The 12,540-nt window shown below is 70.0% G+C and carries 11 protein-coding genes; all 11 read right to left on the reverse strand.

The window, feature by feature from the left end:
* Positions 1 to 20: 20 nt before the first annotated feature.
* Genes ACIQF0_RS44250 through ACIQF0_RS44300 form a run of 11 tightly spaced genes read right to left on the reverse strand, consistent with a single transcriptional unit; the run spans position 21 to position 12,304 of the window.
* Positions 21 to 752, reverse strand: coding sequence for an SDR family NAD(P)-dependent oxidoreductase (locus ACIQF0_RS44250; protein WP_401040459.1), 732 nt, complete (start codon positions 750 to 752; stop codon positions 21 to 23).
* A complete protein-coding gene (locus tag ACIQF0_RS44255; protein ID WP_401040461.1) occupies positions 749 to 1,888 on the reverse strand; it encodes an alpha-hydroxy-acid oxidizing protein in 1,140 nt (379 codons plus the stop codon). The genes ACIQF0_RS44250 and ACIQF0_RS44255 overlap by 4 nt, the downstream gene beginning before the upstream one ends.
* Positions 1,885 to 2,190, reverse strand: coding sequence for a DUF4387 domain-containing protein (locus ACIQF0_RS44260; protein WP_401040464.1), 306 nt, complete (start codon positions 2,188 to 2,190; stop codon positions 1,885 to 1,887). The genes ACIQF0_RS44255 and ACIQF0_RS44260 overlap by 4 nt, the downstream gene beginning before the upstream one ends.
* A complete protein-coding gene (locus tag ACIQF0_RS44265; protein ID WP_401040466.1) occupies positions 2,174 to 3,574 on the reverse strand; it encodes an acyclic terpene utilization AtuA family protein in 1,401 nt (466 codons plus the stop codon). Before ACIQF0_RS44265 ends, ACIQF0_RS44260 begins: the two co-directional genes overlap by 17 nt.
* Before the next feature lie 24 nt (positions 3,575 to 3,598).
* Positions 3,599 to 5,314, reverse strand: coding sequence for an IlvD/Edd family dehydratase (locus tag ACIQF0_RS44270; protein WP_401040469.1), 1,716 nt, complete (start codon positions 5,312 to 5,314; stop codon positions 3,599 to 3,601).
* Positions 5,307 to 6,452 (reverse strand): hypothetical protein, encoded by a 1,146-nt coding sequence (locus ACIQF0_RS44275; protein WP_401040471.1) that lies wholly within the window; start codon positions 6,450 to 6,452, stop codon positions 5,307 to 5,309. The genes ACIQF0_RS44270 and ACIQF0_RS44275 overlap by 8 nt, the downstream gene beginning before the upstream one ends.
* Positions 6,449 to 7,387: a 2-hydroxyacid dehydrogenase gene (locus ACIQF0_RS44280; protein ID WP_401040474.1), complete on the reverse strand. Its 939-nt coding sequence runs from the start codon at positions 7,385 to 7,387 to the stop codon at positions 6,449 to 6,451. Before ACIQF0_RS44280 ends, ACIQF0_RS44275 begins: the two co-directional genes overlap by 4 nt.
* 8 nt (positions 7,388 to 7,395) lie before the next feature.
* Positions 7,396 to 8,061: an RraA family protein gene (locus ACIQF0_RS44285; RefSeq protein ID WP_401040475.1), complete on the reverse strand. Its 666-nt coding sequence runs from the start codon at positions 8,059 to 8,061 to the stop codon at positions 7,396 to 7,398.
* Positions 8,058 to 9,347, reverse strand: coding sequence for an MFS transporter (locus tag ACIQF0_RS44290; protein WP_401040478.1), 1,290 nt, complete (start codon positions 9,345 to 9,347; stop codon positions 8,058 to 8,060). The genes ACIQF0_RS44285 and ACIQF0_RS44290 overlap by 4 nt, the downstream gene beginning before the upstream one ends.
* A gap of 18 nt (positions 9,348 to 9,365) precedes the next feature.
* A complete protein-coding gene (locus ACIQF0_RS44295) occupies positions 9,366 to 10,919 on the reverse strand; it encodes an acetolactate synthase large subunit (RefSeq protein ID WP_401040480.1) in 1,554 nt (517 codons plus the stop codon).
* Positions 10,916 to 12,304 (reverse strand): FAD-binding oxidoreductase, encoded by a 1,389-nt coding sequence (locus tag ACIQF0_RS44300; RefSeq protein ID WP_401040483.1) that lies wholly within the window; start codon positions 12,302 to 12,304, stop codon positions 10,916 to 10,918. Before ACIQF0_RS44300 ends, ACIQF0_RS44295 begins: the two co-directional genes overlap by 4 nt.
* Positions 12,305 to 12,540: the final 236 nt, after the last annotated feature.

The raw sequence follows: 12,540 nt of genomic DNA on the forward strand, positions 1-12,540 counted from the left end.
CGGCCGTCCGAAGTGGAGGGTCACCAGCCAGGTGATTCGTCGATCCCCGGCCCGCGGAACGTCCCGGTCATCGTGGCGGGCGGGAGCGTGGCCAGGTGGACAGGAGCGACCGCGCCGTCGGCGAGGGTGCGGTCGCCCCGCCAGGGCGTCGCCGCGTTGAGGTCGGTCGGCACCCGGCCGGGCGTGGCGGCGTTGACCTGGATCCCGTCCGCCCGCAATGCCTCGGCGTACACCAGCGTGAGCACGTTGAGCGCCGCCTTCGACGAGCTGTACGCGAGTGCCCCGCGCTTGCGCTGACGGCTGTCCGGCTCGCTCAGCGCGGTCAGCGAACCGAGGCGGCTGGACATGTTCACGATCCGGCCGTTCGCCGACCTCCGCAGCAGCGGGACGCACGCCGAGATCATGGTGACCACCCCGAGGACGTTGACCTCGTAGGTCGCCCGCAGCTGGTCCGCGGTGATGTCGAGGACCTCGGTGCCGATCTCTCCCGCTACACCGGCGTTGTTGACCAGCACGTCGAGCCGTCCTGACTCGGCGTCGATCTCGCGGACGGCGGCCTCGACGGACTCCCGGTCGATGACGTCGAGACGGACGAATCGCACGTCGCCGGTGCCGATCTCGGCGACCGCCTCGCGGCCGCGGGTCTCGTCCCGCGCACCGAGGTAGACCCGCATGCCGCGCTCGGCGAGCTGGCGGGCGATCTCGTGGCCCAGCCCCTTGTTGGCCCCCGTCACCAGGGCGATGTCGCTCATGCCGCCCTCCGGGTGTTCGCCCGCACCGCCGCGAAGTCCGGGTACCCGTTCACGGCCATCAGCAGGTCCGCCTCGGCGAGCAGCGACCGCAGCACGTGGACCAGCCCGGGGACCCCGCCGAGGGCGAGGCCGTAGACGTACGGGCGGCCGATCCCGACCATGGTGGCCCCGAGCCCGATCGCCTTGACCACGTCGGACCCGCCGCGCACGCCGGAGTCGAACAGCACCGGGACGTCACCGCACGCCTCCACCACGTCAGGCAGGAGCTCGAGCGCGCTGAGACCGCCGTTGGCCTGTCTGCCACCGTGGTTCGAGCAGTAGACGCCGTCCACCCCGGCGTCGATCGCGCGGCGGGCGTCGTCCGGGTGGCAGATTCCTTTGAGGACGATCGGCAGCGTCGTCAGCGACCGCAACCACTCCAGGTCCGGCCAGGACAACGGGTTGCCGAAGACCTGCGCCCAGGTCTGGACGACGTCGCGGCCCTCGGCGAGCCGGCGGAAGACGGGGTCGCTGGTGTAGTTCGCCAGCACGTGCCCGCGCAGCTGGGGGAAGCTGCCACTCGCGAGATCACGCGGCCGCCAGCCGGGGACCCAGGTGTCCAGGGTGACCGCGATCCCGCGGTACCCCGCCTTCTCGGCGCGCTCGACCAGGCTGGCCGCGAGGTCGCGGTCCCTGGGCGTGTAGAGCTGGAAGAAGCTCGGCGTCGGACCGGCGTGCGTGATCACCTCCTCCAGCGGGTCCTCCATGAGCGTGGAGAACATCGCGGGCACACCGGTTTCGGCTGCTGCCCGCGCGACCGCGATGTCTCCGTGATCGGTGACTAGGCCGGCGACGCCGACCGGTGCCATGAAGATCGGACCGGGGAAGGTCTGTCCCCACAGAGTCACCGACGTGTCCCGCTGCTCGGCACCGACCAGCATGCGCGGCACCAGTCCCCACCGCGAGAACGCCTCCACGTTGCGGCGCTGGGTCGACTCGTCGCCCGCACCGCCCGCGACGTAGGACCGCAGCGACGGTGGAAGCACGGCCATCGCCCTGCGTTCCAGCGTCGCGTGGTCCATCGGGAACTCCGAGATCTTCCCGTTCAGCGCGTCGAGGTAGATCCCGAACTGGTAGTCGGCGAATCGGCCCGTCACAACCGGACGTCCAGCAGGTAGGCGTACTGCTGCCCGGAGTGCAGGTCGCGCTCCTCGACGCTGCCCTGAGGCGTTCGCCTCGGATAGGAGATCTTCAGGACCTTCAGGGACGGGATCGGGTACAGGGACACCGTGTCCGCGTCGACGCCGTAGATGGCCGCGATCGACTCGGCACCCAGCGCCGGGCTGCCGGAGTAGCGGTCGTAGTTCTCCTGGCCGTCGAACATCAGGTCGACGGTGACCCAGAACGGACCGGCCACTTTGGACCGGACGTGCCGGCAGACCTCACTGACCTTGGGCATTGCTGACCAGCCTTCCTGCGGTCGCGGTCTCGATCGTCTCGACGCGGACGAGCTCCAGCGGGTGCTCGACGCCGACCACGTGGTTCAGCACGAACCGGTAGACGGCCCCGCGGTCGATGTCGCCGGGGGTGAAAGCCCAGCCGTAGCTGGGAAGTTCCATGCCCGCGCGGATCGGCATGTGGAAGAAGTACGGGTTGCAGGCCTTGGCGATCTCGCTCGCCAGTGCCTGCGACTGGGCGGTGACGACGCACATCAGCCCGATCTCGAGCGGCACCGAGCCCTGCGCCGGCGGCATCCCGCTCACGCCGTTCCAGCCGTACATGCGCAGGGAGAGGTGGAACTCGTCCTCGCCGAGGCCGGTCGCCGACTTCGCCCGGTCCGTCAGGACGCTCAGCATCTTGTCGTGGAACGCCTGCGGATCGGCCAGCACGTCGGGGTCGGCGATGCCGACGATCATGATGGTCTGGAACAGGTTGCCGGAGGCGCCCTCCAGTTTCATCGTGTAGGGCTGGGGAGTCCACTTCGACCCGGTGACGCGCACCTTGGACTCGGTCAGCTGGACGTACTCGCACTGCGTCACGTCGAGCTCACCGCCCGGCTCGGTCAGCTTCCACGGGTTCTTGTTCTCGTAGAGGAGATGCCCGGAGATGCTGTTCACCGTCGCCCGGAACTGCGGATCCACCGGTTCGACGTCGAAACCGTCCGCGTGGATCTCCAGCAGCACCCCGCGCTGCCCGGTGTTGGCCGAGGTCGCCTGGCCGCCGCACTCGGCGATCTTGCCCGCGTGCCAGCACGGCCCGGCGGGCGCGCCCTTCCACAGCGGGAAGGCCGCGATGACCGCCGGATCGGAGGAACGTCCGCCGATGATGATGTCGGCACCGGCGTCCAGCGCGGCGAAGTAGGGCTCGGGGCCCATCAACGCGACGATGTGCAGGCAGGTGTCGATCGTCTCCTCGTCGAGGTCGCCGAGCGGGGGCAGGGCGGCGACCTTGCCCTCGGCGAGCTTCTTCTTGAGGAGCCCGGGAGACTGCTCCGAGTACAGCAGCGCGATCTTCGGCGTGTACCCCTTCTCCTCGGCGATCTCCAGCACGATGTCCCGCGTCCAGTCGACGTTCAGGTCGCCGCCCGCCTGACCGGCCGTGCCGATGATGATGGGGATGTTCGCCGCCCGCTGGGCCCCCATCAGCAGTTCCAGGTCCTTCTTGACCGAACCGCGGTCGTTCTTGGACACACCTTTCGCGAGATAGGCCGCGCCGCTGTCCGTCGAACCGGCGTCCAGGGCGATCACGTCGGGCTCGCGCGCCAGGGCGTAGTCGATCTCCTCCGGGAAGATCCCCACTCCCAGCGAACCCTGGGGCACGTAAACCTTGATCGGTTTGCTCATGCTGTTTCCTTCGTCGGTAACGGATCAGTGCTGGTTGGGCGGAACGTCGCTGCCGGTCCGGCCGACCAGGAAGTCCAGGTCGCAGCCGTCGTGCGCCTGGTTCACGGTGTCCACGTAGAGCCTCGCGTAGCCGCGCTTCGCCTTCGGCTCGGGAACTTCCCTCGCAGCGAGCCGTTCCTGAAGCTCCACATCGGACACGAGCAGGTCGAGCCTGCGTGCTGCCACGTCCAGTTCGATCAGATCGCCGTCGCGGACCACGTCGAGCACGCCACCGGCGGCGGCTTCGGGGGACACGTGCAGGACGACCGCGCCGAACGAGGTGCCGCTCATCCGCGCGTCGGAGATGCGCACCATGTCCTGGACACCCTGCGCCAGCAGCTTGGTGGGGATCGGCATCATCCCCAGCTCCGGCATGCCGGGAAAGCCCCTGGGGCCGCAGTTCTTCAGCACCATGACCGAGTCCGCGTCGATGTCCAGGGCGGGGTCGTCGACACGCGCGTCGAGATCGTCCTGGTTCTCGAACACCACGGCTCGTCCCCGGTGCTGGAGCAACCGCGGTTCCGCCGCGGACGGCTTGATGACGGCGCCCTCCGGGCACAGGTTGCCGCGCAGGACGGCGATGCCCGAGTGCGACTTGAACGGCTCGGCCACGCTGAAGATCACGTCGCGGTTGTGGTTCACGGCCTGGGCGTTGCTCTCCGCGAGCGTCCTGCCGGTGACGGTCAGCGCGTCGCCGTGCAGCAGGCCCGCCTCGCACAGGTCGCGGATGATCACCGGCAGTCCACCGGCCTCGTGGAAGTCCTGCATGAGGTACTGGCCGGACGGCTGGATGTTCAGCAGCGTCGGGACGTCCCTGCCGATCCGGTGCCAGTCCTCGATGGACAGTGGCACCTCCATCCTTCGCGCCATCGCCGTCAGGTGGATCACGGCGTTGGTCGAGCCGCCGATCGCGGCGTTGACCTTGATCGCGTTCTCGAACGCCTCGCGGGTCATCACCTTGTCGAGCGTGAGGTCCTCCCGGACCATGTCGACGATGCGGCGCCCCACCATGCGGGCGAGGACCTTGCGTCGCGCGTCGACGGCGGGGATCGCGGCGTTGTCCGGCAGGCCGATGCCCATCGCCTCCACCATCGCCGCCATCGTCGACCCGGTGCCCATCACGTTGCAGACGCCGACCGTGCGGTTGAGGCAGGACTCGGCCTCCTCCACGTCCGCGACGGTCGCGCGGCCGGCTCGCAGGTCCGCCGAGAGGGTCCAGGCGTCCTTGATGCCGAAGGGTTTGCCGCGGAAGCTGCCGTTGAGCATCGGTCCCGCCGACAGCCCGATCGTCGGCAGGTTGACGCTGGCCGCGCCCATCAGCAGGCCAGGGGTCGTCTTGTCGCACCCCATCATCAGCACCACGCCGTCGAGCGGGTTGGCGCGCAGGGTCTCCTCGACGTCCATGCTGCAGAGGTTGCGCAGCAACATGGCGGTGGGCCGGGTCAGCGTCTCTCCCGTCGAGATGACGGGGAACTCCATCGGGACGCCGCCCGCCTCCAGCACGCCCTCGCGCACGTGCTGCGCCAGCTCGCGGAAGTGGGAGTTGCAGGAGGTCAGCTCGGACCAGGTGTTGCAGATGCCGATGACCGGCCGTCCGTCGAAGTGGTCCTTCGGCACGCCGCGGCTGCGCACCCAGCTGCGGTGCGTGAAGCCCTTGGCCCCCTGGCCGCCGAACCAGTCCTGCGACCGGCGCTCAGCCATTCCCGATCCCCTTCCGGAACCGGCCCAGCGCGGGCAGGTACCCGATCGAGCCCTCCTCCAGGGTGGTGCCGAAGTTGCGCGCGACGCAGGACTGCAGGACGTAGAGCCCGTAGACCAGGATGAGATCGGTGACGCCCTCGGTCCCGAACCGGTCGAACTGGAGCCAGTTCTCGTCCGAGATCCGGTTGTGGAAGAACATCTCGTCGACGGTGCGGACGACCACCTCGTCGAAGCCCGTCAGCAGCCGGCTTCCCGGACCCGCGGCGACGCCGGTCAGGTCCTGGTCCGTGACGCCCAGCTTCAGGCAGGCCTTGCGGTGCTGCGACCACAGGTACTCGCTGTCGCACAACCAGACCGTGCGCATGCAGGCGATCTGCCACACGCGTGAGGGCAGGCAGGTGTCGTCGATCGCGCGTTTCCCGAACGGTGAGAGCGCCTGGAGGAACTCCGGATAGTTGATCATCGCCTTCTGCAGCTTCGAGGTGCTCGGCTTGCCGCGACGTCCCATCCGGTTCGCCTGCTCGATCTGGCGTGGGCTCAGATCGGCGTAGTCGGCCTCGAAAACACGCTTGGGCACACGACGTGGCGATGCCGCGAGGTTCCGTTCAGGTGCGGGGGACAGCGCGCCCCATCCGGTGAGACCGTCCTCCGGTTGCACGCCCATGCTGTTGACCGCGGCCGCCAGCGACACGAAGAAGCCGTAGGTGGTGATGAGGTCCATGACCGCGTTCGGGCCGAGAAGGCTTATCCGGTACCACTTCTCGTCGGACAGGTAATGCGTGTGGTGCAGCTCGTCGATCGCTTCGACGACGTGCTGCTCGATGCCGCTGAGTTCGGTTTCGGTGATTCCCGGGCTCTGCGCGTGAACGTGCGCCCACAGGTATTCGCTGCCGCACGCCCAGGCCGTGCGCGCGGACGCCAGTGCGGCCAGCCGTGGCGGCAGATCGCTGGTCAGGGTGACCCGCGTGCCGATCCGGCCGAGCGAGCGGGCGAACTCCGGGTAGTTCAGGAAGGTCCGCATCATGGTGGAGGTGCCGGCCTCCCCGTACGGGCCCATCTTGACGCGCACGGCTTCCTGGCGTCCGGTGAGGCCGTCCAGGTCGACCGGCGGAACGCGCGTCGGGTACTGCGGATTCATGAGTTCTCCGGGAAAGAGATGGGTGTTGTCGGCTCGCCGGCGGTGAGCACGGCGACGACGTTCTGCACCGCGACGGCGGCCATCCGCGTGCGGGTCTCGGTGGTGGCCGAGCCGAGATGGGGTGTCAGCACGACGTTGTCCAGTTCGAGCAGATCGGGGTGCACCCGCGGTTCGTCCTCGTAGACGTCGAGAGCGGCACCCGCGATCTCGCTGGTGCGCAGGGCCTGCGCCAGCGCGGCTTCGTCGACGACCGGGCCGCGCGCCGTGTTGACCAGGTACGCGCCCGGCTTCATCAGGCGCAGAGCCGCTTCGTCGATCAGGTGGCGGGTTTCCTTCGTCAGCGGGCAGTGCAGCGAGACGACGTCCGAAGTGGACAGCAGCTCCGCCAGCCCGACGCCGGTTCCTCGTCGCGAGTGGTGCACCACGTCCATGCCGAAGGCGGCTGCACGTACTGCGACGGCCTGGCCGATCGCGCCCATGCCCACGATGCCCAGCCGTCGCTCCTGCAGTCCTGCGCCGAGCAGGAAACCGATGTCCCACGACCACGGCTCGCCGGACCGGATCAGCCGGTCGCCCTCGCTCACCCGGCGGGTCACGTCGAGCAGCAGCGCCATGGTCAGGTCGGCGGTGGCGTCGACCAGCACACCGGGGGTGTTCGTCGCGACCGCGCCGTGGGCGGTGATGGCGGCGACGTCGAGGTTGTCGTAGCCGGTGGCGGTGTTCGCCACCACGCGCAACCGAGGACCGGCTGCCACGAGGACCTCCTGGTCGACCCGGTCGTTGAGCGTGGTGATCACCGCGTCCGCTCCGGCCACGCCGGCGCGCAGTTCCGCGGGCGTCAGCGGGCGGTCGTGCGGGGAGACCGTCACCGCGCCGACTTCGGCGAGCGGTGCGAGCACGTCGCCGGGAAGTGCCCTGGTGATGAAGATGTTCACCGGGTCTCCTAGTGCCGGACGCGCTTGAGGGCCAGCAGCCCTTCCGGCGTGAACTCGGGAGAACGCGCCCACGTCACGACGGACTGCTCCTCCTCGCGGACTTCCTCCGCCAGGCCGGGCAGACGGTCGGCGACGTCGTGCGGGACGCGCAGGACGCCGTGCTCGTCCCCGTGCAGCAGGTCGCCGGGGGAGACGTCGAGGCCGCCGACCCGGACCGGCACGCCGATCGCGGTGAGCCGCATGTGGGCACGGGCGACGCAGAGACCGGCCGCGTGCACGGAGAAGCCCAGCCCGCGCAGGTCCGGCGCGTCGCGCACCCGGCCGTTGGTCACGAACCCGGCGATGTTCAGCGCTGCCAGGAGGGTTCCGTTCACCTCCCCGAGGAACGCGCCCGCGCCGGGGACCTCGTCGAGGTCCTCCAGCACGACGACGACCGGTCCTTCGACGGCGAGCACGGCGCGGTGCAGTTCGGCCACCGGCACCGCGTCCTCGCCGGCGGTGCGTGCCCGCATCGTGGCGGTGACCGCGGTGCCGACGAAACGGCCACCGGCTATCTGGTGCAGCGAGCCGTCCGTGTACGACTGCCCGTCGGCACCGGCCTCGGTGCGGCGCAGCGCGTTGCTGAGCGCGGGCGTGTCCCAGCCGGACAGTCCTTTGAGGATGTTTTCGGTCATGGCCGTTCTCCGTTCTGGGAGGAGGAAGTGGAGGGCCGCCGGATCGCGATCCGGGTGACGACGACAGCGGCGAGGCAGGCCACGACGGCGATGTCGACGAGCATGAGGCGCCAGCCCGTCACGTCGACCATCGCGCCGATCAACGCGGGGCCGAGGAATCCGCCCATGCCCCAGCCGATGTTGTAGATGGCCGTGTACGTGCCGAGCACCCTCGCCGAGGGCGCGAGGTTCCACAGGACGACGGCGGCGTTGATGATGAACCCGGCCGCACCGGCGGCGCCGACGGCCAGGGCGATCATCGTCCCGATCTGGCTCGCGAACAGGGTCGCGGCGACCAGCGCGGCGGCGAAGGTGATCATGCCGATCACCATGACCCTGAGCCGGCCGAAGCGTTCCGCGAGCAGGGCGATCGGGTAGGCGAGCGCGATGTAGACGAGACCGCTGACCAGCGGCAACCCGCCCGCGTCGCCACGGGAGAGGCCCAGCGCCTCCATGCCGTACGGGGTGATCAGCGACCGCGACGCCGCCCACGCGCAGCTGAAGAGCAGGGTCGCGGCGACCAGCAGCAGCCGGCTGCGGTCGGGGTCGCGCAGGATCTCCGCCATCGTCCCGGTCGCCTTGATCTCCTTGCGATCACGCGACTGCGGCAACCGGTCCTCGGCGAGCGCGGCCAGGTAGGCGGGGGAGCGGCTGTCCCGCACGGTCAGACCCAGCACGGCCACCGCCACCAGCATCATCGCGGCGGGGATGAAGAACGCCGCGGTCGGGTGGTCGTCGACGACCAGGAGGCTGAGCACCGCGGCCACGATGCTGGTCAGCCCGGAGGCGATCTTGACCGCCGCGTTGCCCCGGCTGCGCCGCTCCGGCGGCAGGAAGTCGGGCATCAGCGACTCGGAGATGGACTTGAACCCGTTCGTGATCAGCCCGTAGAAGAAGATCACCACGATCAACGCCGGCAGTGAGCTCGCGACCAGCGGTACGGTCAGGAACACCAGTGCCGCCAACGGCATGCCGACCATCAGGTACGGCATCCTTCGGCCCCACGAGGTCCGTGTGTTGTCGGAGCGGTTGGCCATCCACGGCTGCACGAACAGCCCCAGGACGTTGTCCATGCCCATGAACAGGCCGACCAGTGCCGCGCTTCCGAGGTGTGCCAGCAGCAGTGGCGGGACCTGGGCGTCGTAGAAGTTCCAGGTGACCTCCTGGGCGAACACCGCGAGCGTCACCAGGAAGGTGATCTTCGCCGTGCCCTCGCGTTTCTGCAGGGGAGTGAGGGTCGTGTTCATCGAGTTTTCCCAGCGGTGTCAGAAGATCGGCGGAATGACGGCGTCGATCAGGTGCGGGCCGGGCTCGGCCAGGGCGCGCCGGAACTGCTCGGCGAGCTCCTCCGCGGTCGTCGCACGCGTGGCGGGAACGCCCATGCCTTCGGCGATCTTGACGAAGTCCAGGTCCGGCCGGGAGAGGTCGAGCAGGGCGTTCGCCTTGGGGCCACTGCCTTCCGCGCCGACGCGCTGCAGCTCCATCCGCAGGATCGCGTAGGCGCGGTTGTTCAGCAGCACGGTGGTGACGTCGAGGTTCTCCCTGGCCTGCGTCCACAGCGCCGAGATCGTGTACGCGGCGCTGCCGTCGGCCTGCAGGTTGATCACGGGCCGATCGGGTGCCGCGACGGCCGCACCGGTCGCGACGGGCATGCCGTAGCCGATCGCGCCGCCGGTCAGCGTCAGCACGTCGTGCCGCGGCGCGCCCGCGGTCGCCGACGGCAGCAGCAGCCCGGAGGTGTTCGCCTCGTCCGCGATGATCGCGCCCTCCGGCAGCAGCGCGCCGATCACCTCGACCCAGTTCTGCGCCGTCAGCGGCCCGGATGGCAGCGCGGGCCGGGAGGCCTGCCGCAGCACCGGTTCGACACCGGCGGCGACGAGGTCCGCGAGATCCTCCAGCGCACGCGGGACGTCCTGGCCAGGTTCGGCCAGCACGTGGACCCGCGCGCCCTCCGGCACCAGGTCGCTCGGCTTGCCGGGGTAGGCGAAGAACGACGCGGGCGCCCTCGTCCCGGCGACGATCACGTGCTTGATCCCGTCGAGCTGGTACGCGACCTGTTCGGCGAGGTATCCGAGCCGGTCGATCGCCGGCAGCCCTTCACCGCGTTCGAGCCGCGAGGGGAACGTCTCGGCGAACGCCTTCGCTCCGGTCGCGGTGGCGATCCGGTCGGCCGCGCGCAGCCCTGCCTCACGGCACGCGCCGCCGCCGATGAGCAGTGCGACCGGTTCGCCGCCGGTCAGCACCTCGGCGACGCTCTGCACCGTGGCCGCGTCCACCACCTGGGGACCCCGCGGCGGGACGGGCGCGGAGGTCTCGCCCCGGGGTCCCCAGGACACGTCGGCCGGGAGGATCAGCGTCGCGATCTGGCCAGGGGCGGACCGGGCGGCCGCGACCGCCGCGGCGGCGTCGGCACCGACGTCCTCGCTGCGTTCGGATCGCCGGACCCAGCCTTCGAGAGACCCGGCCACCGCTTCGATGTCCGAGTCGAGCGGAGCGTCGAACTGCTTGTGGTAGGTCGCGTGATCGCCGATCACGTTGACGACCGGGGTGTGCGCGCGGCGCGCGTTGTGCAGGTTCGCCAGCCCGTTGCCGAGTCCGGGGCCGAGGTGCAGCAGCGTCGCGGCCGGTTTGCCGGCGATTCGCGCGTACCCGTCCGCCGCCCCGGTGACGACGCCTTCGAACAGGCCGAGCACGCCCCGCATCCCCGGCGCGCTGTCGAGCGCGGCCACGAAGTGCATCTCGGAGGTGCCGGGGTTGGCGAAGCAGACGTCCACCCCGGCGTCGACGAGCGTGCGGATCAGTGACTGTGCGCCGTTCATTTCGCGTTCTCCTCGGTGGGAAGGACGCCGGGGTTGAGGATTCCGGCCGGGTCGAAACTCGCCTTGATCCGCCGCATCAGCGCGATCTTCACCGGGTCCTCCAGGCCGAGGAAGTAGGCGGACTTGGCCTGACCGATGCCGTGCTCGCCGGAGATCGCGCCGCCGAGCTCCATGCCGAGCGCGAAGACGTCGGTCAGCAGTTCCTTCCGCTTCTCCCGGTCCGGGCAGAAGATGCCGAGGTGGACGTTGCCGTCGCCGGCGTGCCCGCACCCGGCGGCGCCCGCGTCCCGCGACAGCACGATCTCCCGTGCCCTGCGCAGGAACTCCGCCATCGCCGCCCGCGGCACCACCACGTCGATGACGTCGTCCGCGCCGACCGCCTTGGCCGTCCAGAAGGACTTCTCGCGTGCCTGGACCAGCCTGCGGGCGGAACCGCCTTCGAGCACGTAGACGTCCAACGCGCCGAGGTCGCCCAGCAGGCCCCCGAGCTCGCCGACGTCGGCGTGCAGCCGGTCGTTGTCGCGGTTCTCCAGCGCCACCACCAGATACGCCTGCGCGGTGTCGCGGATCCGTTCCGGCACACCGAGGCTGAGGTTCTCGTGGTGGCTGATCGCGGCGAGCGTCAGGCTGTCGACGTACTCGAGGACGTGCGGGTCGAGCCCGCTGGCGATGACCTTCGGAACGGCGGTCAGCACCTCGTCGAAGGTCTCGAACGGGGCGAGCACCGTCGCGCCGTGCGGCAGCCGCGGGTGGAGCTTCACGATGATCTCGGTCGCGATGGCGAGGGTGCCCTCGGAACCGATGATGAGCTGGGTCAGGTCGTAGCCGCTGGAGACCTTCGAGATCTTGCCGCCGGTCCGGATGATCTCACCGGTCGGCAGAACCGCCTCCAGCCCCACGACGTGATGCCGCGTGACGCCGTACTTGACCGCACGCATCCCACCGGCGTTCGTCCCGACGTTGCCGCCGACGCTGGCACTCAGCTCGCCGGGATGCACGGCGTAGGTGAGCCCCGCCGCCGCGGCCCGTTCGTCCAGTTCGGACAACGTGACCCCGGGCTGGACGACGGCGACGTGGTTCTCGGTGTCGATCTCCAGCACCGCGTTCATCCGCTCGAACGAGATCACCAGCCCGCCCGCGAACGGCCGCGCACCACCGGAGAGCCCGGTCCCGGAGCCCCGCGCGGTGACCGGCACGCCGAACTCACCGGCGGCCTTGAGCAGCTCCGCGACCTCAGCGGCGGTCGCCGGTCTCGCCAGGTGGGCAGGCGGCAGGGGAGCGAACGACAGGGCTTCGTCGTGCGCGTAGTCCTCCGGGATCGCATTGCCGGAAAGCAGGTTCGCCTCCCCGACGATCTCCGCGAACCGTGCCGCGACAACGCTCATCGCCACTCCTCCTCGAGTGCCAGGGGCAGCTCTGTCTCAGGTGGACAGTCCCTTGACCACTACGGTAGGAATGGCGCTACCGCGGAATCGTCCCGCCAGTCGGGGACACTTCTCCCCCGACCAGGGGACGCCGGTCCGCTTCGTCAGGCGGTCAGTGCTGAACGCGGTCCGTCCCACTCCACCGGTCCCCGCGAGGGACGCGATCGCGCGGTCGTTCAAGGCCGGAGGTGATGACG

Source organism: Lentzea sp. NPDC092896, assembly GCF_044754905.1.
Taxonomy (GTDB): domain Bacteria; phylum Actinomycetota; class Actinomycetes; order Mycobacteriales; family Pseudonocardiaceae; genus Lentzea.

What these genes read in the sequence shown, in the direction of transcription:
- ACIQF0_RS44250 (WP_401040459.1), bottom strand. Translation starts at nt 752, where the DNA reads ATGAGCGACATCGCCCTGGTGACGGGGGCCAACAAGGGGCTGGGCCAC.
- ACIQF0_RS44290 (WP_401040478.1), bottom strand. Translation starts at nt 9,347, where the DNA reads ATGAACACGACCCTCACTCCCCTGCAGAAACGCGAGGGCACGGCGAAG.
- ACIQF0_RS44270 (WP_401040469.1), bottom strand. Translation starts at nt 5,314, where the DNA reads ATGGCTGAGCGCCGGTCGCAGGACTGGTTCGGCGGCCAGGGGGCCAAG.
- ACIQF0_RS44295 (WP_401040480.1), bottom strand. Translation starts at nt 10,919, where the DNA reads ATGAACGGCGCACAGTCACTGATCCGCACGCTCGTCGACGCCGGGGTG.
- ACIQF0_RS44260 (WP_401040464.1), bottom strand. Translation starts at nt 2,190, where the DNA reads ATGCCCAAGGTCAGTGAGGTCTGCCGGCACGTCCGGTCCAAAGTGGCC.
- ACIQF0_RS44300 (WP_401040483.1), bottom strand. Translation starts at nt 12,304, where the DNA reads ATGAGCGTTGTCGCGGCACGGTTCGCGGAGATCGTCGGGGAGGCGAAC.
- ACIQF0_RS44285 (WP_401040475.1), bottom strand. Translation starts at nt 8,061, where the DNA reads ATGACCGAAAACATCCTCAAAGGACTGTCCGGCTGGGACACGCCCGCG.
- ACIQF0_RS44275 (WP_401040471.1), bottom strand. Translation starts at nt 6,452, where the DNA reads ATGAATCCGCAGTACCCGACGCGCGTTCCGCCGGTCGACCTGGACGGC.
- ACIQF0_RS44265 (WP_401040466.1), bottom strand. Translation starts at nt 3,574, where the DNA reads ATGAGCAAACCGATCAAGGTTTACGTGCCCCAGGGTTCGCTGGGAGTG.